The organism is Mycobacterium sp. NGS33, from assembly GCF_059812885.1.
This window is the reverse complement of sequence record NZ_JCALDN010000011.1, coordinates 56,349-80,985: the sequence shown is the minus strand read 5'-3', so window position 1 is coordinate 80,985 and position 24,637 is coordinate 56,349. Positions and strand designations below refer to the sequence as shown.

Below are 24,637 nucleotides of genomic sequence, written 5' to 3'. Positions count from 1 at the left end.
TCCGGATCGAGGCATCACCGCGATGAAATGCCGCTGACGAACCGGAGTTTCGCTGATCGCTCGAGGCCGCCCGGCCCCGAATAAATAAATGGCTTGATTTAACACGGCGCGGCGTGTTCACTGAGGCGATGACTGCTGAGCGGGTCGCCCGCTCCGACAGGTCGACAGGCACCCGAGAGGCGATCCTGTCGGCCGCCGAGGTGCTACTCGCCGAACGCGGGATGTACGCCGTGTCGAACCGGCAGATCAGCGAAGCGGCCGGGCAGGGCAACAACGCCGCGGCGTGCTACCACTTCGGCACCCGGGTCGACCTGCTGCGCGCGATCGAGAGCAAGCACCGCGAGCCGATCGAGGAACTGCGCGCCCAGATGCTGGGCGCCATCGGCGATTCGACCGAGCTGCGCGACTGGGTCGGCGCGTTGGTGCGACCGCTGACCGATCATCTTGCCGCCCTGGGCACCCCGACCTGGTACGCCCGCTTCGCCGCGCAAGCCATGGCCGACCCCACCTACCGGCATGTGGTCACCAAAGACGCCCTGGCGTCGCCGTTGCTGGTGCGCACGCTCGACGGCATCGACCGCTGCCTGCCGGAGCTGCCCAAACGCGTACGCGCCGAACGGATGGTGATGGTGCGCAACCTGCTCATGCACACCTGCGCCGAACACGAGGGTGCACTCGCCGAACACCGGCCGCGGGCGCGTTCGGCATGGCCGGTGGCCGGCGAAGGCCTGATCGACGCGATCGTCGGCCTGTGGCGCGCGCCGGTCCACGTGGGCACGGCCGGCGGCCCGCCAGCAGAGACCACCGCGCAGGCCCCCCACCGAGGAGCACGATGACCGCAGGATCCACCGCCACCGACATCCCGGAGTTTCCGATGACCCGGGCACCCGGCTGCCCGTTCGCCCCGCCTCCGAAAATATTGGCGCTCAACGCCGACAAGCAGCTGAGCAGGGTGCGGATCTGGGACGGCAGCACCCCCTGGCTCATCCACGGTTACGAGGCGATACGCGCGCTGTTCACCGATTCCCGCACCAGCGTCGACGACCGGTTGCCCGGCTATCCGCACTGGAACGAAGGGATGCTGGCCACGGTGCACAAGCGCCCACGCTCGGTGTTCACCTCCGACGCCGAGGAACACACCCGGTTTCGCCGGATGCTGTCTAAACCGTTCACCTTCAAGCGGGTTGAGGCGCTGCGGCCGGCGGTCCAAAAGATCACCGAGGACCACATCGACGCGCTGCTGGCGGGCCCCAAGCCCGGCGACATCGTCAGCACCTTGTCGTTGCCGGTCCCCTCCTTGGTCATCAGCGAGCTGCTGGGCGTGCCGTACGAGGACGCGGAGTTCTTCCAGACCCAGGCCAAGCGGGGCATGGGCCGCTACGCGACCGAGGAGGACACCGCCCAGGGCGCCGCCTCGTTGGCGAAGTATCTGGCCAACCTGGTTCGGACCAAGATGCAAAGCCCCTCAGAGGATTTGGTGTCCGACCTCGCCGAGCGCGTCAATGCGGAAGAGATCAGCGTGCGCGAGGCCGCGCAGTTGGCCACCGGTGTGCTGATCGCCGGGCATGAGACCACCGCCAACATGATCAGCCTGAGCATCGCGGCGTTGCTCGAACATCCCGACCAGCGGGCGCTCCTGTGCGACGCCGACGATCCGAAGGTCATCGCGACTGCGGTCGAAGAGCTAATGCGCTATCTGAGCATCATCCAGACCGGACAGCGCCGAATCGCCGTCGAGGACATCGAGATTGGCGGCGAGACCATCCGCGCCGGTGACGGCATCATCCTCGACGTCGCGCCCGCGAACTGGGATGACCGCCAATTCCCCAACCCCGACCGGCTGGACCTGCTGCGGGACGACGGACCGCACGTCGGGTTCGGGTACGGACGCCACCAGTGTGTGGGTCAGCAGCTGGCCCGCATGGAATTGCAGATCGTGCTGCCCACGCTGCTGCGCCGCGTCCCGACCCTGCGGCTCGCCGTCTCGCTGGATGAGCTTCCGTTCAAGCACGACGCGCTGGCCTACGGTCTCTACGAGCTGCCCGTGACATGGTGAAACCCGATCTCTACCAGATGTTCTCCAAGTACATCTTCGGCGGGATTCTGGACCGGCATCCGCGGCTGCGGATCGGCTGGTTCGAGGGCGGAATAGCCTGGGTGCCGACGGCCCTGCAGGACGCCGAGCACGTGCTGGCCTCCTACCGGCACATGCTGGCACACCAACCCGAGCGGGAGGTCCGCCATTACTGGGATAGGCACATGTGCGCCTCGTTCATGGTCGATCCGCTGGGGCTGCGCCAGATCGACGAGATCGGGATCGACAAGGTGATGTGGTCATCCGACTATCCGCACAACGAAAGCACTTTCGGCTATTCGGAGCGGTCGCTGTCAGCGGTGGTCGACGCCGTCGGCGCCGAGGACGCCGTTCGGGTGGTCGGCGGCAACATCAGGAAATTCCTGGGGATCTCGGCATGACGAACTCGGCGACCGCCCGCGCCTCGGTGCTCGACGTACCCGAGGAGCCGGACTGGGCCCGCATGCGCACCGAGACCGGAGCGCGGCTGCGATCCGCGATGTCCGAACACGGCGTCGACGCCCTGATCCTGCTGATGAACGGCTACGTCGGATACGCGACCGGGGCCAGCTGGCCGTTGCTGGACGCCGGGCTGTCCCACGTCGAGCGCCCTATCGCCGTCGTGCTCGCCGACGACGTGCATCCGCACCTGTTCATGCCGTTCCGCAGCGGGGCGTCCGCGGAGTACCCCGTGCCCGATGACCACCTGCACGGCCCGGCCTATCTCGAGTTCGATTCTGGTGTCGAGGAATTCGCGCGCAGACTGGCCGGCCTCATCCCGCCCGGCGCCCGCGTCGCCGTCGACGAACTCACCGGTGCCATGCGCCGGTCGGCGTCCACGCTGTTCCCGGGTGGCCCCCCGACGGACGCGGCGATCGTGCTCGGCGCCGCGCAACTGGTCAAGACCCGCGACGAGCTGTCCTGTCTGCGCAGGGCGGCACGCATCACCGAACGGGCGATCGTCGACGTGCAGAAGGCGCTGAAGCCGGGCGTACGACAGATCGACCTGTCGGCCGCCTTCGTTCGTCGCGCGTTCGAACTGGGTGCCACCACCAACATGCTCGAGGCCATCTGGCAGGTGATGCCGAGTTCGCGCGAAGCCGGCGTGTGGACGACGCATGGCGATCTCGCGCTGCCGCTGCTCCCGACCGACCGGGAGCTGTCCGCCGGCGACGTGCTGTGGACCGACATCAGCATCACCTACCACGGATACTGTTCCGACTTCGGCCGAACCTGGATCGTCGGTGAGCAACCCACACCGCAGCAGCAAGATCAGTTCCGGCAGTGGCGCACGGTCCTGGACGCGGTGCTCGCCGTCACCAAAGCCGGTGTGACTGCGGGCGATTTGGCTCGCGCTGCGATCGCGGCGAACGGTGGCCGCAAACCGTGGCTGCCGCATTTCTATCTGGGGCACGGCATCGGCACGTATCCGGCCGAGGCGCCGATGATCGGAACGGATCTCGGCGAGGAGTTCGACGACAACTTCGTCTTTCCGCCTGGCATGGTGCTGGTTCTGGAACCGGTGATGTGGGAGGACGGCACGGGAGGCTACCGCAGTGAGGAGATCGTGGTGATCACCGAGGACGGCTACGCGCCGATCACCGACTACCCCTATACCCCCTATGGCGACTGAGGTTCTGCCCGACGCGCGCGAATTGCGGTCGGGCCGACGGCAACGGGCGCTGGCACAGATGGAGGAGCACGGCCTCGACATCCTGGTGCTGGGCCGGCAGGCCAACATCCGCTATGTCACCGGCGCCCCGCAGCTGTGGATAGCCGGCACCCGCCCGTTCGGCCCGATGTGCGTGCTGGTGCGCGACACGGGCGACATCTACCTCAACAGCACCGACGACGAGGGGGTGCCGGAGGAGATCGGCCACGACCACCTCTACGGGCTGGCTTGGAACCCCATGACGCTCATCGACGTCCTGAGGAAGATCGACGGCGCCGAAGCGGCGCGGCGGGTCGGAACCGATGCGATCACACCGACTTTCGCGGCGTTGTTGCCCGAGGCGTTTCCCAACGCCGAGCTGGTCGACGCCGAGCCCGCGATGCGGGCGGCGCGGCGCATCAAGACGCCGGACGAAATCGCGGCGATGGATCAGGCCTTGCGCGTCGCCGAACGCGGATTGGCCACCGCCCTGGGCGAATTGGCGCCGGGCGTTTCCGAGCGGACGCTGGCCGGGGTGATGATGGAGGCGATGGCCGCCGGCGGGGTGAGCACGCCGGCCACCCAGGATGCCGCGTGGGTCACGTCACCCGACCACCCGTGGCGCCGCGCAGCCGCGCGCGAGGTCCGGCCGGGCGACCTCGTCGCCTTCGCCGCGGGCGCGCTGGCCAATGGCTACGTCGCCGAGGTCGGCCGCACCTGGCCAGCCGGCGACGCCGTCACCGGCGAGGCACGCACGCTCTTCGAGCGCTCGAAGCGGTTGTACGACACGATGCTTGGCGCCTGTCGCGCGGGCGCGCCCACCAGCGGTCTGCTCGCCGCGTACGAGGCGGCCGACGAGCCGATCCCACCGATGCCGGTCGCGCACGGGCTGGGCCTGGGATTCGACCCCCCGGTGGTGTCCGAAACCCTCGTGGCCGCGGGCGAACACCACGTGCTCGAGGCCGGGATGGTGTTGGCGATCACGGGGTACGTGTGGCAACGCGGCGTGGGCGCGGTGTTCCGCCGGGATACCGTGCACATCACCGAGGGTGGGGTCGACGTGCTGACCAGAAGTCCGGCCTGGGGATGACCAAATCACTTGTGCCACTGTGGTTTCAGTGGTCACGCGTCGGCGTTTTTTGTCGGTGGGCCCCGGTAGCTTCGGGGTGTGAGCATAGACCGGGAGGCCCTGTGCGCGGCGTTTGACGTCATCGACGCCGCCGTTGACGAGCTGGTCGAATACGACTGTGATGCGTTGGCCACCCGCGAGCAGTTGGCGGTGCTGGCCCGCTGCGAGAAGGTGCGCCGCCGGCTGCCGGCCATCGAGCACCCGCTGATCAATTCCCTTGCCCGCCAAGCCCCGTCCGAGGAGCTCGGCGGCACCCTGTCGCATGCCATCGCGGAGACAACGCTGATCAGCCGCTCGGAAGCGTCCCGCCGTATCAAGGAGGCGCGGGATCTCGGTGCGCGGCACGGCCTCACCGGCGAACCCGTGGCTCCGGCCCTGGCCGCCACCGCGGCTGGCCAACGCGACGGCACGCTGGGATCCGGCCAGGTGGCGGTGATCCGTAAGTTCTACCACCAATTGCCCGGCTGGATAGATGCACCGACCCGCGAGCAAGCCGAGGCCAAGCTCGCCGTCGAGGGAACCCGGTATCGGCCCGAGCAACTGGGCAAGCTGGCGGACATCCTGGCCGACTGCCTGAACCCCGACGGCAACTACAGCGACGAGGACCGGGCTCGGCAGCGCGGCCTGACGCTGGGCAATCAGCAGGCCGACGGCATGTCGCAGGTGCGCGGCTGGCTGACACCCGAAGCGCGCGCTACCTTCGAAGCGGTCTTGGCGAAACTCGCCGCACCGGGCATGTGCAATCCCCTGGACGACACCCCGTGCGTCGACGCAGCGCCCACCCAGGAAGCCATCGAGCACGACGCGCGATCAGCGAGTCAACGCAACCACGACGGACTCAACGCGGGGTTGCGCGCGTTGCTGGCCTCCGGAGAGTTGGGTCAGCACAATGGCTTGCCGGCTTCCATCGTCGTCACGACCACCCTCCAAGAGCTGGAAACCGCCACCGGGCGGGGATTGACCGGCGGGGGCACCATTCTGCCGATGAGCGACGTGATCCGCCTGGCCCGCCACGCCCACCACTATCTGGCGATCTTCGACAAGGGCAAGGCGCTGGCCCTGTATCACACGAAACGCCTCGCCTCCCCGGGACAGCGAATAGTGTTGTACGCCAAGGATCGCGGCTGCTCCAACCCGGGCTGCACCGTGCCCGGCTACTACTGCGAAGTCCACCACGTCACCGACTACAGCAAGTGCCACACCACCGACGTCAACCAGCTGACATTCGCCTGCGGGCCCCACCACCGCCTGCTGAAACCCGGGGGCTGGACCACCCGCAGAAACGCCAAGGGCGATACGGAATGGCTGCCGCCGCCGCATCTGGACCGCGGCCGCCCGCGCGTCAACAGGTTTCACCATCCCGAAAAGCTGCTGCAGGACGGCGACGACGAAGTACCCTAGGCGACGCGCCCTTCCTCGTCCAGTGCCTCGTCGAGCAGGTCGCCGAGCGGGTTTCGCTGCCATAGCAGCAGCAGGTTCGACAGCATCTGCAGGGGCGCGCGCACGCCATCGTCGCCCCTGATCCGCGGATCCGTCCGGTCACTCGGTGTGTGGTCGAATCGCTTGCGTATCAACGCCGGAACGTCCAGCAGCCACGCGACCCCCATCACCGCCGCGTACAACAGCGTGTGCCGGCGCAGCCGGTCCGGCTCCAGGCGTGGACCGCCGCAGCGCTCGAACTCCGCGATGAACAGTGCCAACAGGTCGTCGAGGTGGGCATCCCACATCTCGTTCTCGGCGCCGGACATGGCCCCCCACAGAGCCATGCCCAGGTTCATCTGGCCGACGCATCCCCAGTCCATCAATCCACAGCGCAACGTGCCGCCGGCCTCACGCCAGAACCACGCGTTGTCGATGTTGGCGTTCCAGTGGCACAAAGCGACGTAATCGGAGTCGGCGGCCAGATGGTCGGCAACCGCATCCTCGTGGCGGGCCAGCCGGGGCACCTCCTCGGCCAAGCGCGCCAGGAAATCTGGCGTACCGACGCCGTCGGGCACCAGCCCGGGATAGGCACCGATGAATTCGGCCAGCCGCGCGAGCCGCCGTTCGAGTCTGCCCGCCGGCAGCGGCGCCCGCTCTCCCACCGTCGCGGCCCGCACGTCCAGCGGAAAGGGCGCGGTCAGGTCGGCCGGCAGCCGACCGGACCGGTGCGTGCCGGCGAGCCGCGCCAGCGCGGTCAGCAGCGCGCGATAATGTTCCAGCGGCTCGGGCATTTCATAGTCGAGGCACTTGTGATACTGAGGTTCGATCCCGTTGGTACCGAATCCAATTCGCTCGGTGATCAATATCCCGGTGCCGGTTGGACCGTGGTAATCGGCGAACTGCGGGCTGGGCACCGCGATGGGGAATCCGGGGGCTCGTGCCAAAGAGGCGAACCGAACCTCGGCCTCCATCTGTGTCTTTCCGCGGTCGCGCACCGGGTTGTCGAGATCACGCGAGAACTTGACGAACAGCTCGGTGTGCAGATCCGGTGCGGGCCGGTCATATTCGACCGACAGGACCACCTTGCGCCCGGTGCTGCCGCCGCTGAGCTCCCGGAAGTCGCCGATCCGGGCGACGCCGTTGCGCACGAGCACCCCGGAGGCACGAAAGGCGTCGGTCAGAAACGCCGCTCCGCCACGGCGCAACGACGCGGGGTCGGCCGGGAACGGCAATCCGTGATGATCACCGATCACCCAGCCCGACGTCACGCCGCTACCAGGTCTGCTCGGCCGAGCGCACCAGCATGTGATTGACCGCCACCCGGCGGTCACGAGTCACCATGAACAACACCGCATCCGCAATGTCCTCCGGCCGCAACATGACCATGCCGGCCGTCTGCCGTTCGAACGCCTCCCGCGACGCATCGGCCAGGTGGCTGAAGATCTCGGTGTCAACGGTTCCCGGCCCCACCACCCCGACCCGGACCCGCTTGCCCAGCACCTCCTGGCGAAGGCCCTCACTGAAGGCGTTCACCCCGAATTTGGTCAACGAGTACACCGCGGTGTTCGGCCGGGCCACCCAGCCGGCGGTGGAACTGATGGTGACCAGATCGGCCACGCCGCGCGGTGAATCGGCGGCCGCCCCGATCAGGTGGGGAAGCGCCGCGCGGGTCGCGTAGAGGACGCCCTGCACGTTGACCGACACCATCTGGTCCCAGTCGCGCAGCGACGCCTCGGTCGCCGGCGCCGAGGCCATCAGGCCGGCATTGTTCACCAGAATGTCGAGGCGCCCGAACTCCGCGACGGTGCGCCGCACGGCCGACGCCACCTGTTCGGCGTCGGTGACGTCGGCGGTCAAGACCAGCGCTGTGCCACCGGCGGATTCGATCCGGCCTCGCAGCTCGTCCAGCCGGTCGGCCCGGCGCGCGAGCACGGCGACCGCGGCGCCGTGGGCGGCCAGCGCCTGGGCCGTCGCCGCGCCGATGCCACTGCTGGCGCCGGTGACCAGGGCCGCAGTGCGCGCCAGTGTCGTCATCTTCCGCCCATCGGTTGGGTGCCGAGTATCTCGTGTAGAACGTAGTCGGTGTCCTCGCCCAGGTCGGGCGCGCCGCGCTCGATCCGCGCGGGGTTGCGCGCCATTCGCCAGGACGGCCCGAGCACCGGTCGCTGGCCCTCGCGGTGATCCGTGACGAACCGGTACAGCTCTCGGCCCCACAGCCGTTGATCGCCAATCACATCCACGGCGGTGGCGCTCTTGGCGGCCGGCACTCCGGCCGCCCGCAGGCACCGCGCGAGCCGCTCGGCGTCCCGGTCTCGGGTGAGCCTGGCGAGGTCCGCGTCCAGCGCATCGGCGTGCCGGTGGCGCGAATCGCCGGTGGCGTAGCGGGGATCGTCACCCAGTGTCGCGGCGTCGAGTGCCTCGCATAGCCGGAGCCATTCGGCATCGGTCGCGACGGCCACCGTGATCCACCCGCCGGCTGCGCACGGGTAGCACCCGTGTGGGCACATGTCCGGGTGGCGGTTGCCGGTGGGACCCAATCGCCGGCCGGTCAGCGCCTGTTCCAGCAGGCAGTCACCGATCATCGAGGAGAGGGTTTCCACCGCCGACACGTCGACGAATTGCCCTGCGCCGCACAGCTCCCGATGCAGCAACGCGACGACGGCGGCATAGGCCGCGGCGGCCCCCACCGTCGAGTCGCCGTAGCGCATGCTGGTCCCCAGCGGCGGACCCTCGGGATAGCCGACCAGCGAGGCCGGTCCGGCCAGCGCCGCGAAGCAAGGCGCATAACCGGTTTGGTGGCCCAGCGGCCCGTCGTTGCCCCACATCTTGATCGACACGGAAATGATGTCGGGCTTGATCTCGGTGAGCTGTGGATACCCGAGGCCCCGGCGTTCCATGGTGCCGGGGCGCAGGTTGTTGATGACGATGTCGCTGCGGGCGATGAGCTCGCGCAGCCGCGCCATCCCGTCGGCCGACTTGATATCGAGGTCCACGCTGAGGATCTCGGGATTGATGCTCAAGAAATAGGGAGCATGGTTGACGTCGGTGCCGCCGTAAGCGCGCATCTCCTCGGGGTTGTCGGCCGTCTCGACCTTGATGACTTCGGCGCCCAGCATCGCCAGCAGTTTGCCGGCGTACGGGCCGGCCCAGACCTTGGTGAGCTCGACGACCCGCACGCCGTGCAGCGGTCCGCCCCGCGGGCGCTTGGGCGGTTTGAGTTGTGCTTGCTTGACCGCCGGCCGGGCCCGCGGGGTGTCGAGGCTTGCCATCACCGACCGAGTGTGCTCGCCGAGCGTCGGTGCCGCACTGGCGATTCGGGCGGGCGATGCGCTGAACGCGTACGGTACCGTGGGATACGCAGCCTCGCCCAGCACGGGGTGGCGGACCCGCTGGAAGAAACCGCGATGGCGGTACTGCGGCGACTGGTGCAGGTCCGCGGCGCCGTTGACGGGCACCAGCGGCACGCCGAGCCGCTGCGCCCGTTCCGAGGCCTCCTCTTTGGGTAGGCCGGCGACCCACGCGGCGAACCCGCGCTGAAACCTCGTGACCTTCTCGGTGGTGACGGAGAACTCCAACCAGTCGTCCTCGAAGCCGCCGAGCCATTCCGGCTGTCCCATCAGGGTTTTCACCCCGGCCCAGTGGGCTACGCTGGTCATGTACAAGTAGACGTAACCATCGGAGCAGGCGAAGAACGAGGCCGGCCCCGCCTGGTCGTAGTCCCCGCGCTCGCCGGCGGCCGGCACCTCGCCGGTGACCAGGCGGCCCAGGATGCAATCGGCGCGGGAGACCAGCACGGCCTGTTGCGAGACGTCGATCGACTCGCCCTCACCGGTATGCAGGCGTCCCCACAACGACGACGCGATACACAGCGCCGCCTCCAGCCCCGCCTCGTAGTCGGCCAGGAAGCGGCCGGGTCCCTGCAGCGGCGGCTTGCCCGGGTCCGGATGGCTGGGTGTGTGGTAACCCCAGCCGCTGGCGTGAAAGACGTTGATGCCTCGGGCATTGTCGAACTCGGCGGCCACGCCGTCGCCGTACGGCGTGATGGAACAGAACACCACGGACGGGTGGCGCGCGGACCAGTCCGCGGTCCCGCCTTCGATGACGGCGTCGGCCGTGTCGATGAGGCGGTGCAGCCGCTCGACATCGGCCGCCGACCCGACATCGAGGACGACGGAGCGCTTGTTGGTGTTGAGGTAGGCGAACAGGGCGCTGCCGTCGCACCCGTCGGCGAGGACGGGCGCCATGGCGCGGGTTGCGCTGCCGCGCTTCGGCGCCTCGATCTTGACGACCTCGGCGCCGAAGTCGGCCAGCAGCTTTCCGCAGTACTCCCCCGCGACGGATTCGGCTAACTCGACGACCCGGACACCCGTCAGCGCGGACATGCACGCCCCGCCAAAACGGTCAGGGCTTCGCGCGGCCCGAGCGGCTCAGGCGCCACTCCGGCGGGAAGTTCAAGTCGTTGTCCTTGACCACATTGTTGAGGCCCTTCTCGAAGGTGCCCCCCGTGAGGTCGACCTCTTCCGCGTCGTTTTTGATCATCGGCAACATGCCCTCGACCATGCCGGTCAGCAGGCTGCCGAAGTACTCGCCCTTGTGCTGCTTGTAGAGCTCGAGGAAGGTCTTCTGCACGGCGACGGTGTCGGTCGGGCGCGATTTCGAGCATGCCAGCGCGTACTTTTCGGTTTCCGCCTCCAGCTGGTCGCGCGGCACCACGCTGTTGACGAATCCGCAGTCATACATTTCCTTGGCGCTGAACGGCCGTCCGGTGAACAGCATTTCGGAGAACTTGCGCAGGCCCATCGTCTCGGCCCACCACCACAACCGCGGTCCCCAACCCACGTAACGGAAGGCCGGATGCCCGAACAGGGCGTCGTCGCTAGAGATCACCAGGTCGGCGTCGCCGGCCTGATAGAAGTGCCATCCGTAGCAGTAGCCCTTGGCCTCGATGATGCTGATCTTGCGAAGCTCCTGCAGCGGACGGTTTCCGGCGCGGGCCTTGGCGTAGAAGTCGGTGACGGTGGACAGGTAGCGGTAGGAGCCGCCCGGTGGGTACTTGACGTCGTCATCGTTGATCGCCAGCTCGTGGTGCAGCGGCAGGCCGGGGTTCTCCAGCATCGGACGCTGCTCGGGCAGGTCGCCGCCGCTACCGAAATCCTGGCCCTCGCCGCGAATCACGACCACCTTGACGTCGTCGTCCACGTTGCACTTGTGGATCAGGTCCGCGTAGTTCTGCCGCATGCCCAGCGTGGTCGAGTTGAGCTCTTCCGGCCGGTTGAACGTGATGTAGGCGATCCGGTTCTTCTTGTCCTTCTCGAACTTGATGTACTGCTCGGCTTCCTTCTTCAGCTTTTCGTAGTCGTATTCGGGCATGGGCTTTCTTCTTTCACTGGGGGCTGGCGCTTATTTGAGCAAGCTGCCCGCGTCGACGGGAAGCGAAACGCCGGTGACGTAACGAGATTCGTCAGAGGCGAGGAACAGGACAGCATTGCTGATGTCGGTGGCTTCCACCCAAGGCACCGGCAGTGTGTGCATCGTCTGCGAGATCGGGGCGAAGTCGTCAGGTCCGGGATTTTCCAGGTCGGGACGAAAGAGCCGATAGGTGTTGTCGTTCATCACCATCGTGGTGCTGACCTGGGTGGGCAGCACGGAATTGACCCGGATCATGTGCGGGCCCAGCTCGACGGCGAAGGCCCGCATCAGGCCGATCACGCCGTGCTTGGCGGCGATGTAATGACCGGTGTTCGGGTACGCCTTGCGACCGCCCACCGAACTGGTGAGCACGATGGACCCGCCGCGGCCACCCGAAAGGACGTGCGGTACGCCCGCTTTCACCGTGTGCCACACGCCGCTGAGGTTGATGTCGATCATGTCCTGCCACACGTCCTCGCGGATCTTGTGCAGCTTTCTGCCGTCGGTTCCGACGCCGGCGTTGGCGACGATGATGTCGAGGCGACCGAGCTGTTCCACCCCGCTGTCCACCGCGGCCTTCAGCGCGTCGTAGTCGCGGACGTCCACCTGGGCGGTGACGATGCGCCGGTCGAGGTTTTTGACCAGATCCGCGGTCTCGGCGAGGTCTTCGGGTGTCGCGTGCGGATAAGCCAGGTGCTCGATCGGCCCACAGACGTCGATCGCGATGATGTCGGCGCCCTCCTGCGCCAGACGCACGGCGTGGCTGCGGCCCTGTCCGCGGGCGGCGCCGCTGACGAAAGCCACCTTGCCCTCGACCCGGCCGGCCATCACGACACCAGCGCCGGCATACACTCCCAGCCCCGCACCGTGGAGGTCGGGCTGAGGGTGGCACTGTTCAGGTCGACCTCCCACTCGGGGAATCGCTTCAGAATCTCCTCCAGCGCGATGCGGCCCTCGAGGCGCGCGAGCGCCGAGCCAAGGCAGAAGTGCGTGCCCATGCTGAAGGTGAGGTGCGGGCGCACCGTGCGGTGGATGTTGAATTCGCCCGCGTCGGGGCCGAATTGGGCCTCGTCGCGGCAGGCCGACCCGATGAGCATCATCATCACGCTGCCTTCGGGCACCGTCTGGTCGTGCACGACGACGTCGCGGGTCACGTATCGCGAGACGTGCGGCGCGGGCGGCTCGTAGCGCAGCAACTCCTCGATGGCCTGCGGGATGAGTGTGGGGTTGGCAACCAGGTCGCGACGCTGGTCGGGGTGCTCGGCGAGAACCTTGCCGGACCAACCGATCAGGCGGGTGGTCGTTTCGTTGCCGGCCCCGGCCACCACGTTGAGATAGACCAGGATTTCTTCGCGGGACAGCCGGCGGGTGGTGCCGGTCTCGTCGACGAATTCGACGTTGAGGAGTTCGGTCATGATGTCGTCGGACGGATGCTCGGCGCGCCAATCGATGTAGGCCTCGAACTGCTCGCCCACGGACAGGCCGTGCTGGGCGGCGTCCATCGGCTTGCCCGCCTCGGTGCGCAGCTGGGCGTTGCCCCGGTCGCGGATGTACTCCTGGTCGTCTTCGGGGATGCCGAGCAGCATGCTGATCACCTTCATCGGCATCTGCGCGCCCAGGTCGGTGACGAAGTCGAAGCGTCCCGAACCCACCAGCGGGTCCAGCAGCTGCGCGCAGAAGTCGCGGATCATCGGCTCCAGCGCGGCGATCCGGCGTGGGGTGAACATCCGCGACAGCAGTTTGCGGTGCACGTCGTGAATCGGCGGGTCTTCGAAGATCAACATGCCCGGCGGGATTTCGAGGTTCGCCTTGATCAGCTCCAGGATGGCGCCCCGCGCGGAGCTGTATGTCTCGTGGTCGACCAGCGCCTTGCTGACATCGGCGTAACGGCTCACGGCGTAAAAGTCGTATTCGGCGTTGTAATAGAGCGGCGCCTCTTCGCGCAATCGCGCGAACATCGGATACGGGTCGGCGATCAACCCGACATCGTATGGATCGAACCGAACACTGCTTTCGGTGCTCGCCGTCACGAAAATCCTCCTACCGCTGCACTTTTCGATACCCGCATTACCTGCACCAGGGCTAGCGCTGCCAGCGTTGCAGCGCTGGATTCGGTCCGGGCAATTTATACACTCCGCTTAATTGCGTCGTTGTCACTTCTGCACAAGCGCGGGGGAAAACGACGCATGAACGTGGGCTCACTCTATTGTCGTAGAGAACCATACAGCGGAGGCCCTGGCAAGAGCCAGAGCCCGGCACGCCGTGTCCCGCCGGCGTCCTCATCCGGATCCGGCCGCCCCCCGGCGCAACACCTGCAGGCCGCCCGTCTGGGTGAGCCGCCCCTTGGCCGAACTCTTCAAGATCCCAGTGGCGATCGCCGACAGGATTCCGTCGAGCTGTTCGGCGCTGTCGATGATTCGGTCGCCGTGGGCGAACCGCTGCAGCAGGCCATTGATGAACGTCAGCGTGACGTTGCTCAGATCCTCGACGACCGCCGGATCCAGGTCGGCGCCGTGCGGCATGAGCTGCACGAGGATTTCCCGGTGCAGCTTGGTGAACTCGTCGGTGGCCTGCTGCAGGATCGCGGCCAGCGCGGGGTCGCGGGTGGCCTGCATGGTGAGCTCGTAACGGGCCCTGGTCCGGTACAACTGCGGATCGCTGCCGGCCTGGATGACGACCTGCGACAACCGCGACGGCGCGCGACTTCCGGCCTCGGAGCTGTCCGCGATCGCCTGCAGCTCGGCGAGGTCGAGCTCGGCGGAGCGCTCGGCCACCGCGCGCAGCAATGCCGATCGGGTGCGGAAGTAAAACGAGGTCGTGCCGTCCGGCACGCCGGCCTTGCGGTCGACCTTCAGATGGCTCAATCCCTTGGCCCCGTCGTCAGCCAATAACTGAATTGCCGCGTCGCACAGGTCGCGGCGGCGCTCGGCGGGATTAGGCTTTCGTCGTCTATCCATGAGTCTTGAACCGCGACCCTACTCTATATTCGTAGTGTCGGTAAAGGGCTCGTTCTCGCCGCGTCAGCGTGTCGGATACCCACAGCTCATCGCCGCCGACTGCACCGACTCGCACCTCCGAATTCGCCGGTGCACGCCCATCCATTCCAAAGAAATTGCGGTGCAAGACTTCCCATCCAAACGGAAAACCGATGACCGCCGAGTAGAGTCAGTTCGGATGAGTCACCGTCGTTTCCGCGTACGCAACGCCGCCGCCTGGCTCGGGTCGCTCGGCCTGCTCACCGCCGTGATCAGTGGCTGCCAGCACGCGCACCCGCCCGCGCCCGCGGGTTCATCGACCACGGCGCCGCCGAGCACCACCGCGCCCCCGCCCCCGCCGCCCCCGCCGGTGGTGAAGATCGCCCCGTTGCCGGTTCGGCCGGTGACGAAGTCGCAGCCCACCACTCCCGCGGTGAAGTGCCCGGCCGCCGATCCGAACGCGTCGATAACGCCGACCGACACGCTGACCACCTGTGACATCGGGCGAACCACCGTCTATACGCTGGGTCCCGAGACCATGCGACTGGGCCTCGTGCACGTCGACCCGCCGAAGTCATTGACCGCGGACTACTACGAACTGACCCTCGTGCTGGATCCGCCGTCGACGGCCGCCTGGGCCGCATTCACCGGCGAGCATCTGCAAGACCACATGGCCTTCATCCGCGACAACATGGTGCTCGAGGCCCCCATCATCGAGCAACCGGCCACCACGGGGCGGATCGTGCTCACCACCCAAACGGCCCAGAGCGCCGCGCAACTGGCGCAACTGGTGGGTCGCCCCGCATGACATCATCGGGGCGGCCGGACCGCCTCGGCATCGGCATGCTCAGCGTATTCGGGCTGCCACCAATCGAATTGGTGGATCTGGCCGCGAAACTGGGGTGCCGCCACATCTCGGTCGCCGTGCGGGGGATGCCGCTGGTGCCGCTGGGTTATCCCCCGTTCTCGTTGAAAGACGACGCCGGGCTACGACGCGACCTGCTCGCCGCGCTGGGCGACCGGGGCGTGGGCATCTCGCTGGGCGACGGATTCGTGGTGCTGCCCGGCGCCGACGTGAGCGCCTTGCGGGGCGACCTCGACGTGTTGGCCGAGCTCTGCGTCCCCCGGATCAACGTGGTCAGCCTGGACCCCGACCTCCCCCGGACCCTGGACCAGTTCGCCGCGCTGACCGAGCTCGCCGCACAGCGCGATATCGACACGGTCGTCGAACCGGTGCCCGGCCTGACCATCGGCGACCTGAGCGCGGCGCTAACCGCCGAGGAGTACGTCGGACGACGCGAATTCCGCCTGTTGATCGACACCATGCACCTGGTGCGGTCGGGCTCCGGCGCCGCCGAAGTGGCCGCCATCGATGCCGATCGCATCGGCTACGCCCAACTCAACGACACGACGCTGCGGCCGCGCATCGACAACTACCTGGAGGAGGCCATGTTCGAGCGCATGGTTCCCGGTGAGGGGGAGCTCCCGCTGCGCGAGCTCCTGCGCGCGCTGCCCGCCGATACGGTGCTCGAAATCGAAGTGCCCCAACGATCGTTGGCGCTGGCCGGGGTGAGCCCGATAGACCGCCTACGCCCGTGCGTCGAGGCCGCGCGGCGGTTGTTGTCGGACGTTCAGGCCGGGTAACGCAGCGGCAGGCCCGCGGCGCAATAGATCGCATCGATGACGGTCATGTTGTCGACCGCGTCCTGCGGGCTTGTTTTGACCGGTTCGCCGCGCAGCACCGCCGCGGCGAACGCGTCCAGCTGATAGGCGTAGGAAGCGCGTCGCCCGAAGCGTTCCGTCCGTCTCCCCCGGCGCGACCGCACCGAGAGCCGATGGAAAGACTGCGGCATCACGGGATTCAGGATGCGCAGCTCGCCGTGTTCGCCGATCACCCGGGCGCTGATCTGCAGCAGTCGCGGCGACCACATCGAGCAGCGCACGCGGCCGGTATGGCCGGCCGGGAACCGCAGGTCGGCCGTCATGGCCCGATCGACGCGTGGGTCGCGCAGTTTGGCTTGCGCCGCAATGACTTCCGGGGAAGTCCCACCGAACGTCCGGACCATGTGCACCGCGTAGCAGCCGGCGTCCATCGTCGCCCCGCCGGCAAGCGCGTAGTCGTAACGGATGTCGGAGAATTTCGGCAGCGGAAAGCACAGCGCGGCCTCCACGTGCCGCAGCGTGCCCAGCTCACCGGAGGCGATGATCTCCTCGGCGCGCAGCGTCAGCGGGTGGTAGCGATAGTGAAAAGCCTCCATCACCACCCGCCCCGAATCGGCTGTCAGGGCGGCGATTTCGCGTGCCTCGGCCGCATTGGCGGTGAACGGCTTCTCGCACAGCACGTGCTTGCCGGCGGCCAGCGCGGCCCGCGTCCAGCGCCCGTGCAGGCCGTTCGGCAGCGGGTTGTAGATGGCGTCGACGTCCGGGTCGGCGATCAGCGCCCCGTAATCACCGTGCACGGAGGCGATTCCGTGCTTGGCGGCGAAGGCCTGCGCCCGCGGGACGTCGCGGGCCGCCACCGCGGTGACGACGACCTCGGGGTTGTCCTTGGCAGGACCGATCAACGCCATCGGCGCGATCCTGGCCGCGCCCAGGATGCCGATCCGCACCGCCGGCCCGGCCATCAGAAGGGCACCGCCGCGGCAGGCCGGCGTCTCATGGGTTCACCGGTGAATGGTCTTTGGGCACGCCGCTGAGCTTATCGCCAGCGGGCGGGATTCAGCCGTGGTTGCCATGCCTGGGTTTCGGGTTAGAGTCAGCGGATGGGGCAGGTAACGGAGCGCTGGCGTGCCGCTCGGGTGGCATCGGCGTTGTACAACACGGCCGCAATGCATGACGGCGTCGCCGCGGTGGGCGCAAAAGCGCTGTGGGGATTGGCATTACCTGATTTGCTAGCGCAGGTTCAGCGGGTCGGTGAGGTTCCCGCCGGCGCGCATGTGCTCGACATCCCGTGCGGTGGTGGCTTCGCCTTTCGTGGCCTGCGCCCCGGGCAGGATTGCCGCTACGTGGCGGCCGACATTTCCCCGGACATGCTGGCGCGGGCGCGCGGTCGGGCAGACCAGTTGGGCCTGGCCGACCTGATGGAGTTCACCGAGGCCGATATCACCGATTTGCCCTTCCAGGACAACACCTTCGACCTGGCGGTGACGTTCAACGGGCTGCATTGTCTGCCCGACCCGCGCGCGGCGGTGGTCGAGCTCGCGCGTGTGCTGAAGCCCGGTGGGATCCTTCGCGGGAGCACGTGCGTACGCGGTCGCGGTTGGCGCCAGGACCGTTTTGTGACCGCGTTGCAGGCGGCGGGCTTCTTCGGGGAGCCGCCCCGGGCCGGTGACGTGCAGCGCTGGCTCAGCGATGCGGGACTCGACGTCGTCGTGGCACGGCACAGCGGTTCGGTCGAGCTGTTTGAGGCCGCCCGACCCGGCGCCTGACCTGGGGTGACCGTGGTGGTCGGAGGGTCATAGCTGCAGGTCGTACACCGAGATGGGGTCGAGGATCACGCCGGTCTCCTCGACGTAGCGGTCCCACAGCGCCAGCAGCTCGGCCAGCTTGTCGGGGTGCGACGCGGCCAGGTCGTCGATCTCGCCGAGGTCGGAGGACAGATCGTAGAGCTGCCAGGCGCCCGGCCCGTATGGCGGCGGCAGGTACAGCGCCTTCCAGTCGCCCTGGCGGATGGCGCGGCGGCCGAACAACTCCCAGCCGGTGCCGGTGCCGGTGTCGTGCACGGTCTCGGCGGCGCCCGTCAGGTAATCGACCAGTGAGCGGCCGCGCATCGGTGCCACCTCGCGGCCCCGGTAGGACGTGCCAGGATGTGCGGTGCCGGCCAGCTCCAGCAGCGTCGGCGCGATGTCCATGACGGTGCTGAACGCGGTGCCGATCTGCTGCTGGCGGGCGAAGCCGGGCCAGGTGACGAAGCCGGTCACCCGGATCCCGCCCTGGGTGGTGAATGCCTTGTGCAGCCGCGACGGCGCGGTGGCCGCCTGCGCCCAGCGGGGGCCGTACCAGATGAACGAGGTGGGCCGGCCCAGGTTGTCCAGGCTGTTGTCGCAATGCTTTTCGATCTGCGCGGCGATCTGCGGGCCGCGCAGCGGCATCGCCTCCACGATCGCACCCTCGGCGCCGTTGTCGGACAGGAAGATGACGACGGTGTTGTCGAGTTCGCCGCTGGCCGACAGGTAGTCGATGACCCGGCCGACGTTGTAGTCCATCCGGTCGACCATCCCCGCGTAGACCTCCATGCTGCGCGCCGAGCGCGCGCGTTGCTCGTCGGTCATGTGGGCCCATTCCGGCGCGCCGTCGGCCACCACCGGGTGTGCGACGACGTCGGGTGGGCAGAGGCCGAGCCGCTTGAGCGCGGCCAGCCGCTCCTCGCGCAGCGCGTCCGGGCCGGCGTCGTAGCGGCCCCGGTATTTCGCGAGGGATTCGTCGGGCGCCTGCAGCGGCCAGTGCGGCGCCTGGAAGGGCAGATAGGCGAAGAACGGCCGGTCGTCGTCGGGCGCGCGCTCGTCCAGATAGCGCAGCAGGGTATCGGTGTAGGAGTCCGACGAATAGAAGTCGTCGCCGACGGTGACGAACCGGTCGTCCTCGGTGTAAAGCGTTGGTACGGGCGAGAATCCGCGCGCACCGGCGCCGCCGTAGTGGCTGGCGCCGGCCGGCAGCAGGGCGAACGAGCGCTCAAAGCCGCGCGCCCACGGCGACGTCTCGATGGTGGCACCGAGGTGCCATTTGCCGGACATCAGGGTCAGATACCCGGCGTCGCGCAACAGTTCGGGCAGCGCGACCACCCGGTCGTTCAGGTAGCCCTCGTACCCGGGCGCGCCGCGGAATTCCGGCGATGCGACCTCGAGCATCGTGCCGATGCCGGCGATGTGGTGGTCGGTCCCGGTCAACAGCATCGCCCGGGTCGGTGAGCAGGCCGGGGCCGAATGAAAATCGGTGAACCGGAGCCCGGCGTGGGCCAGGCGATCGAGGTTGGGCGTCTCGATCTCGCCGCCAAACGCGCCGAGGTCGGAGAAGCCGAGGTCGTCTGCCACGATCACAAGGAAGTTGGGGCGCGTCACGCTCATGCATCCTGCCAGGTGGGTCGCGATGGCGGAATGATGCGCACCCGTACGGCGTCGATATTGTCGAGGCAGGCACCGTCGGCCTTGCCGCCGCACTCCGAACCAGCGAAAGGGCACGAAGATGTTGGCGCAGTTTGGAATGTCCATCCCGCTGGTGGCGGCTCCGATGTCGGGCGGCCCGACCACCCCGGCCATGGTGTCGGCCGCCACGCGCGCGGGCGCCCTTGGCTTGCTCGCGGCGGGATACAAGACCGTCGAGGCCATCGAGGCCGAGATCAAAGCCGTTCGCGCCGAGGGAATCCCGTTCGGCGTCAACGTCTTCGCGCCCAACCCGGTCCCGGTCGATCCGCAACGCTACCGCGACTACGCCGCGATGGTCCAGGCCGACGCCGACCAGTTCGGGCTGACACTGCCACCCGAACCCATCGAGGACAACGACAAGTTCGACGAGAAGATCGCGCTGCTGCTCGACGACCCCGTGCCGATGGTGTCGTTCACCTTCGGCATTCCGTCGCGCGACGTGATCGCCTCGCTGCGCGGGGCCGGCAGCGTGGTGGTCCAGACGGTCACCACGGCCGACGAGGCGGCGCAGGCGCACGACGCCGGCGTCGACATGCTCGCCGTGCAGGCCGCCGACGCCGGCGGGCACTCCGGGACCCTCTCGCCGCAGCGGCCGCTGACGCCGGTGCCGATCGTCGACCTCGTTCGGCAGGTCATCGCGCGGGTGCCCCTGCCCGTGTTGGCCACCGGCGGGCTGGCCACCCCCGCCGCGGTGGCCGCGGTGATTCGCGCCGGCGCGACCGCGGCCGCGGTGGGCACCGTGCTCTTGCGCGCCACCGAAAGCGGCGCCTCGGCCACGCATCAGGCGGCCCTGGTCGATCCCGCATACACCGAGACGGTGCTGACCCGGGCCTTCACCGGCCGGCCCGCCCGGGGCTTGCGCAACGCGTTCATCGACGCCCACGAAGCCGAGGCGCCGCCGGGCTACCCCGCCATCCATTACCTGACCAGCCCGCTGCGCAAGGCGGCCGCGGCCGCGGGCAGGCCGGACTACGTTCACCTGTGGGCGGGCACCGGATACCGGCACGCCACCGCGGAGCCCGCCGCCGACATCCTGCGCCGGCTGGCTTCCGACCTGTGACTAGTCAGTATTTGAAACGGTTGAGTACGTCGTAGTGGCGACCGGCCGTCATCCAGGTCAACCGGTAGATCAACCGCACCGCGGCCGACGGGATCCGGTTGTAGTCGGCCAGCACGGGTTTCTGCTCGAGGAACCGCAGCCGCGGATCCCAGGTCGCGATCTCGCGCGCGTCGCGGATGCCCCACTTGATGATGCCTCGGGTGAAGATCCTCGACATCAGGGGCGCCAGGGCCGACAGGGTGTCGAAATGCATTTCGCCGCCGGCGAATCGGTCGATGAGGCGCTGCAGTAGCCGGCGAACGTCGTCTTCGGGCAGGTACATCAGCAGGCCTTCGGCAACGATGAGCGTCGCGCGTCCGGTCGGGACTTGATCGAGCCACTGCAGTTCGGTCACCGACGAGCCGATCATCCGGTAGTTGTCGGTGTCGTTGTAGAGCCGGCTGCGCAGCCCGATCACGCTTGGCTGATCGACGTCGAACCAGGCCACCGACGGCGGCATACCGAGCCGGAACGCGCGCCCGTCCAGGCCGCAACCCAGGTGCAGGACAACCGCATCGGGATGGCGGGCGAGGAAATCGGCACACCAGTCGTCGAGGTGTTTTGCGCGCAACGCGACGAGGTACTGATTGGCCGCCGGCCACGACATCCGATGGATTCGCTTGAAGTCGTAGTCGATGCGCTCCACCGCTTCCGCGGCAGCCCTGTCCCCCAGAATCGGCCGCTCCGTACGGCTCTCATGCGCGCGCAGGTACAGCGTGACGAGGTTGGTCCACTCCACCGAACCCCAAGGGACGGAGTTGAAGTCGACTGTTTCCGTCGCGGTCATGGCTTCTTCCCTTTCCGATACTCGGTCCACATTTTCATGAGTTGATCGCCGTAAGCCTGGGCGCAGAATTCGCAGAAATCGCGGAAATCCTCGACGCGCTGCCGCTGTTCGGCGCGGTCCTCGCCCAGCATCGACAGTGCGTACTCGGCGGGTTCGATGCCCAGCCGCATCAGCGACAGCTGCGTTTCCAGCACGCTGGTGAACCCGCCCGGCCTGACGCGGTAGAGGTGCTGACGGCTCGGGCTGGGCAACCGCTCCACCATGCCGCCGTCCAGCAGTTGCCGGGCGACGGTGCTGATCGAGGCCTTGCTCACCGACAACGCCTCGGCGAGTTGCGTCAGCGACTGTTGCGGCGGATCGCAGATCAACAGCCACCCATAGACCCGGCCCATGGTCCGGGTGGCGCCGAGGAGCTCGAAGAACAGCCCGAGGCGGTCGACGAACTCGGCCTCGTCCGGCGCCATCGCGACTCCCCACTACGTTCAGTACATACTAAACGTAGCTTATCGCCGCGCCCTGGGCGGCCACGGTCCGCATGCCCAGCACGCTGTCGATCGCGTCGCTGACACAGCGCGGCCGCTCCTCGAGCAGCATGTGTCCGGCGGTGGCCTGGTGCACGTGCGTCGCACCCGGGATCGCCGCCGCCATGTCGCGTGCGTGCGAGGCCGGGGTGGTCCGGTCGGCCCCGCCACTGACGACGACGGTGTTGGCCGCGATGGTCGCCAGCGCGTGGTACTCGTCGTAGCGCTTCAGGCTGGGCAGGAATCCGGCCGCCGTGGTCAGGGGCGTGGTGCGGATGGCCGACGCCGTCAGCGCGACCGCACCCCGCCAATCCGGACCCGAATACTTCGTGAGCCCGCCGCACAGGGGACGGACCCACCCGTCGACCGCGCGGTCCATGGCGCGGCGGGGAATGTGATGGACGAGTTCGAACAGCAGCTCGGTGGCGCGGGTGTTGAGCAGCCGGCCCAGGCCGCGCTCGGCCAGCCGGCCCGCGGCGGTGGCGACCAGGACCAGCCCCTGCGGCTCGACCGGGCGATCGGCGGCGGGGCGGGCGAGGTAGGCCAGCGCGGCCATGCCGCCCATGGAGTGACCCGCCACGGTGAGGGGCCCGGTGACGCGCAGCGCGGTGAGGACCTCGGCGAGGTCATCGGCCAGCCGGTCGATGCGGTAGGTGCTCATGTCGGCGCCGGTGGATTCGCCGTGACCGCGGTGGTCATAGGTGATGATCCGCACGCTGGTGCCCCACCGGCGCAGCAGATGCTTGATCTGCGCGGCCCAACTCGACTGGGTCAGGCACAGGCCGTGCAGTAGCACGACGGTGTGCTCGCGCGGCCCGGCGGAGCCATAGTCGCGAATCGCAAGGCGCACACCGTCAGTCGTCGTGACCGTGCGTTGGACGTAGCCGTCGCGTTTGGCCTCCAACCGCTGCGGTGGGGTCACATTGGCCGAGCGGTACGCGTTCGATCCCGTAATCTGTTCTGGCTCAAGGAACACGGCGAACTCCTGACCGGTGGCGATGCCGAGGGGGGTCCCGACACCTTGTTGCGATCGAAGTTACGGACCGATACGGGCGATGACTCGCTTGTGCGCAATAGCCACGCAACGGGCGATTTTCGGGTTTTGCGCGTTGTGCTCAGGCTGCACGCGCGGGGCCGGTCAGAACACTTCGGGATCCTGTTGCACCGCGGCCGGCACCGGGTGCTGGTAGAGCCGAGAGGCGTTCTCCCAGCTGAATTTTCGGATGGCCTCGGGTGGCAGATCACCGATCTGTTCGTGGATGGTCCGCTGGGTGTGCGGCCACGTGGAGTCGCAATGCGGGTAGTCGGCCTCGAGCATGATGTTGTCGACGCCGATCCGGTCACGCTGCACGAAGGAGGACTTGTCCTCGACCGCGCAGAACCAGAAGTTGCGGGTCAGCACCTCCGCGGGGGTCAGGGTCTCGCCGAGCGCCTGCCAGGTGCCGTACATGGCGTGATAACTGAGCATGTGGTCGAGGCGGTCGAGCAACCCCGCCACCCAACCGATCCCGCCTTCGGACAGGCAGATCTTGAGGTCGGGGAACCGGCTGGGCAATCCGGAATACAACCAGTCGACCGCCGCGGAGATGGCGTAGGCGAAGAACAGCACGCCCTGCACGTCCGGCGGCGCGTCCGCGGTGGTGGACGGCGACGACCCCGACGACCCGATGTGCAGATTGACCACGGTGCCGGTCTCGGCGCAGGCCGCCATCAGCGGATCCCAATGGTCGGTGTGGATGCTGGGCAGCCCCAGCATCGCCGGGTTCTCGCTGAACGTCACGGCATGAAAGCCGCGCTCGGCGTTTTCGCGGATCATCGTCGCGCCGAGCTCGGGATCGAGCAGCCACGGCAGTTGGCAGGGAATGATCCGGTCGGGATACGACCCCGCCCAGACGTCGAAATGCCAGTCGTTCCAGGCCCGCACCGAGGCCAGCGCCAGGTCGCGGTCGCCGGTCACCTGCTGCAGCCGCTGCCCGGCGAAGCCCGGCAGAAACGACGGGAAGTTCAGCGAGGCGTAGATGCCGTTGAGGTCCATGTCCTTGATGCGGGCATGGATATCCCATGCGCCCCTGCGCATCTCGTCGAACCGGACCGGCTCGAAACCGTACTCCGCCACCGGCCGCCCGACCACCGCGTTGAAGCCGACGTTGGGCAGTTCCTTGCCGTCGTAGACCCACGTCTGTCCCCCGCTGTCGGTCTCGACGACTTTCGGCGCCCGGTCGGCGAACTTGCGGGGCAGCCGGCCGGTGAAGGTGTCCGGGGGTTCGACGATGTGGTCGTCCACCGAGATCACCGTGTAGCGCCGGGGCGCCCGCGGCGGGTCGGGCAGGAAGGTGACCGACCGCTGCGCGCCGGTCTTCGCCGTGGTGAAGTTCAGGTCGGCGGCCAGGTCGTCGATCGATTTCACTCGTCAATCCCCTTGCGGTGCG

General features: G+C 68.1%; 22 protein-coding genes and 1 pseudogene. 10 read left to right on the top strand and 13 right to left on the bottom strand.

Annotation, left to right across the window (positions count from 1 at the left end; all coding sequences use genetic code 11):
• Positions 1-113 precede the first annotated feature (113 nt).
• The 6 genes and pseudogenes from AC5Y5B_RS17735 to AC5Y5B_RS17710 all read left to right on the top strand — a co-directional run bounded on the left by AC5Y5B_RS17735 (position 114) and on the right by AC5Y5B_RS17710 (position 6,255).
• Complete coding sequence (locus tag AC5Y5B_RS17735) at positions 114-836, top strand: TetR/AcrR family transcriptional regulator (protein WP_500006037.1); 723 nt, start codon at positions 114-116, stop codon at positions 834-836.
• A complete protein-coding gene (locus tag AC5Y5B_RS17730) occupies positions 833-2,056 on the top strand; it encodes a cytochrome P450 (protein ID WP_112634468.1) in 1,224 nt (407 codons plus the stop codon). The genes AC5Y5B_RS17735 and AC5Y5B_RS17730 overlap by 4 nt, the downstream gene beginning before the upstream one ends.
• Before the next feature lie 14 nt (positions 2,057-2,070).
• Positions 2,071-2,475, top strand: a pseudogene (locus AC5Y5B_RS17725) (amidohydrolase family protein); the annotation flags it as partial.
• On the top strand, positions 2,472-3,707 hold the full coding sequence (locus AC5Y5B_RS17720) for a M24 family metallopeptidase (protein ID WP_500006036.1): 1,236 nt from the start codon (positions 2,472-2,474) through the stop codon (positions 3,705-3,707). The pseudogene AC5Y5B_RS17725 and the gene AC5Y5B_RS17720, both read left to right, overlap by 4 nt.
• The gene (locus AC5Y5B_RS17715) at positions 3,697-4,815 is read left to right on the top strand and encodes a M24 family metallopeptidase (protein ID WP_500006035.1); all 1,119 of its coding nucleotides are present in this window, start codon (positions 3,697-3,699) and stop codon (positions 4,813-4,815) included. The genes AC5Y5B_RS17720 and AC5Y5B_RS17715 overlap by 11 nt, the downstream gene beginning before the upstream one ends.
• A 78-nt stretch (positions 4,816-4,893) precedes the next feature.
• Positions 4,894-6,255 carry an HNH endonuclease signature motif containing protein gene (locus tag AC5Y5B_RS17710; RefSeq protein ID WP_500006034.1) on the top strand — a complete coding sequence of 454 codons (1,362 nt, stop codon included), beginning with the start codon at positions 4,894-4,896 and terminating at the stop codon, positions 6,253-6,255.
• Here AC5Y5B_RS17710 and AC5Y5B_RS17705 read toward each other — a convergent pair.
• The 7 genes from AC5Y5B_RS17705 to AC5Y5B_RS17675 form a co-directional block, all read right to left on the bottom strand.
• Complete coding sequence (locus tag AC5Y5B_RS17705; protein ID WP_500006052.1) at positions 6,252-7,529, bottom strand: hypothetical protein; 1,278 nt, start codon at positions 7,527-7,529, stop codon at positions 6,252-6,254. The genes AC5Y5B_RS17710 and AC5Y5B_RS17705 overlap by 4 nt on opposite strands.
• A gap of 19 nt (positions 7,530-7,548) precedes the next feature.
• A complete protein-coding gene (locus tag AC5Y5B_RS17700) occupies positions 7,549-8,310 on the bottom strand; it encodes an SDR family NAD(P)-dependent oxidoreductase (RefSeq protein ID WP_112634472.1) in 762 nt (253 codons plus the stop codon).
• Positions 8,307-10,658 (bottom strand): CaiB/BaiF CoA transferase family protein, encoded by a 2,352-nt coding sequence (locus tag AC5Y5B_RS17695; protein WP_500006033.1) that lies wholly within the window; start codon positions 10,656-10,658, stop codon positions 8,307-8,309. Before AC5Y5B_RS17695 ends, AC5Y5B_RS17700 begins: the two co-directional genes overlap by 4 nt.
• Positions 10,659-10,677: 19 nt before the next feature.
• The gene (locus tag AC5Y5B_RS17690; RefSeq protein WP_066866519.1) at positions 10,678-11,646 is read right to left on the bottom strand and encodes an enoyl-CoA hydratase/isomerase family protein; all 969 of its coding nucleotides are present in this window, start codon (positions 11,644-11,646) and stop codon (positions 10,678-10,680) included.
• Positions 11,647-11,676: 30 nt separating this feature from the next.
• Complete coding sequence (locus tag AC5Y5B_RS17685; RefSeq protein ID WP_500006032.1) at positions 11,677-12,513, bottom strand: mycofactocin-coupled SDR family oxidoreductase; 837 nt, start codon at positions 12,511-12,513, stop codon at positions 11,677-11,679.
• Positions 12,513-13,715 (bottom strand): cytochrome P450, encoded by a 1,203-nt coding sequence (locus tag AC5Y5B_RS17680; RefSeq protein WP_112634476.1) that lies wholly within the window; start codon positions 13,713-13,715, stop codon positions 12,513-12,515. Before AC5Y5B_RS17680 ends, AC5Y5B_RS17685 begins: the two co-directional genes overlap by 1 nt.
• 249 nt (positions 13,716-13,964) lie before the next feature.
• On the bottom strand, positions 13,965-14,642 hold the full coding sequence (locus AC5Y5B_RS17675) for a TetR/AcrR family transcriptional regulator (RefSeq protein WP_112634477.1): 678 nt from the start codon (positions 14,640-14,642) through the stop codon (positions 13,965-13,967).
• A 217-nt stretch (positions 14,643-14,859) separates the two neighbouring features.
• Here AC5Y5B_RS17675 and AC5Y5B_RS17670 point away from each other — a divergent pair, with 217 nt between their 5' ends.
• Positions 14,860-15,468: a SecDF P1 head subdomain-containing protein gene (locus tag AC5Y5B_RS17670; protein WP_205869181.1), complete on the top strand. Its 609-nt coding sequence runs from the start codon at positions 14,860-14,862 to the stop codon at positions 15,466-15,468.
• Positions 15,465-16,304 (top strand): sugar phosphate isomerase/epimerase family protein, encoded by an 840-nt coding sequence (locus AC5Y5B_RS17665; protein WP_112634478.1) that lies wholly within the window; start codon positions 15,465-15,467, stop codon positions 16,302-16,304. Before AC5Y5B_RS17670 ends, AC5Y5B_RS17665 begins: the two co-directional genes overlap by 4 nt.
• Here the strand turns inward: AC5Y5B_RS17665 and AC5Y5B_RS17660 are convergent.
• Complete coding sequence (locus tag AC5Y5B_RS17660) at positions 16,292-17,284, bottom strand: Gfo/Idh/MocA family protein (protein WP_112634479.1); 993 nt, start codon at positions 17,282-17,284, stop codon at positions 16,292-16,294. The two genes, AC5Y5B_RS17665 and AC5Y5B_RS17660, sit on opposite strands and share 13 nt — an antisense overlap.
• A 204-nt stretch (positions 17,285-17,488) precedes the next feature.
• On the opposite strand from AC5Y5B_RS17660, the gene AC5Y5B_RS17655 reads away from it, so the two are divergent.
• Positions 17,489-18,088 carry a class I SAM-dependent methyltransferase gene (locus tag AC5Y5B_RS17655; RefSeq protein WP_240631823.1) on the top strand — a complete coding sequence of 200 codons (600 nt, stop codon included), beginning with the start codon at positions 17,489-17,491 and terminating at the stop codon, positions 18,086-18,088.
• 27 nt (positions 18,089-18,115) lie between these two features.
• Here the strand turns inward: AC5Y5B_RS17655 and AC5Y5B_RS17650 are convergent, their stop codons facing one another.
• Positions 18,116-19,717 carry an arylsulfatase gene (locus tag AC5Y5B_RS17650; RefSeq protein ID WP_500006051.1) on the bottom strand — a complete coding sequence of 534 codons (1,602 nt, stop codon included), beginning with the start codon at positions 19,715-19,717 and terminating at the stop codon, positions 18,116-18,118.
• 124 nt (positions 19,718-19,841) lie between these two features.
• Between AC5Y5B_RS17650 and AC5Y5B_RS17645 the strand changes: the two genes are divergently transcribed.
• Complete coding sequence (locus AC5Y5B_RS17645) at positions 19,842-20,861, top strand: NAD(P)H-dependent flavin oxidoreductase (protein ID WP_500006031.1); 1,020 nt, start codon at positions 19,842-19,844, stop codon at positions 20,859-20,861.
• A gap of 4 nt (positions 20,862-20,865) precedes the next feature.
• Here AC5Y5B_RS17645 and AC5Y5B_RS17640 read toward each other — a convergent pair whose 3' ends face one another.
• From AC5Y5B_RS17640 to AC5Y5B_RS17625, 4 genes are all read right to left on the bottom strand, one after another.
• On the bottom strand, positions 20,866-21,687 hold the full coding sequence (locus tag AC5Y5B_RS17640; RefSeq protein WP_500006030.1) for a class I SAM-dependent methyltransferase: 822 nt from the start codon (positions 21,685-21,687) through the stop codon (positions 20,866-20,868).
• Complete coding sequence (locus tag AC5Y5B_RS17635; RefSeq protein WP_500006029.1) at positions 21,684-22,151, bottom strand: GbsR/MarR family transcriptional regulator; 468 nt, start codon at positions 22,149-22,151, stop codon at positions 21,684-21,686. Before AC5Y5B_RS17635 ends, AC5Y5B_RS17640 begins: the two co-directional genes overlap by 4 nt.
• 28 nt (positions 22,152-22,179) lie before the next feature.
• The gene (locus AC5Y5B_RS17630) at positions 22,180-23,184 is read right to left on the bottom strand and encodes an alpha/beta fold hydrolase (RefSeq protein ID WP_500006028.1); all 1,005 of its coding nucleotides are present in this window, start codon (positions 23,182-23,184) and stop codon (positions 22,180-22,182) included.
• Between the two features lie 162 nt (positions 23,185-23,346).
• A complete protein-coding gene (locus AC5Y5B_RS17625; RefSeq protein WP_500006027.1) occupies positions 23,347-24,615 on the bottom strand; it encodes an amidohydrolase family protein in 1,269 nt (422 codons plus the stop codon).
• Positions 24,616-24,637: the final 22 nt, after the last annotated feature.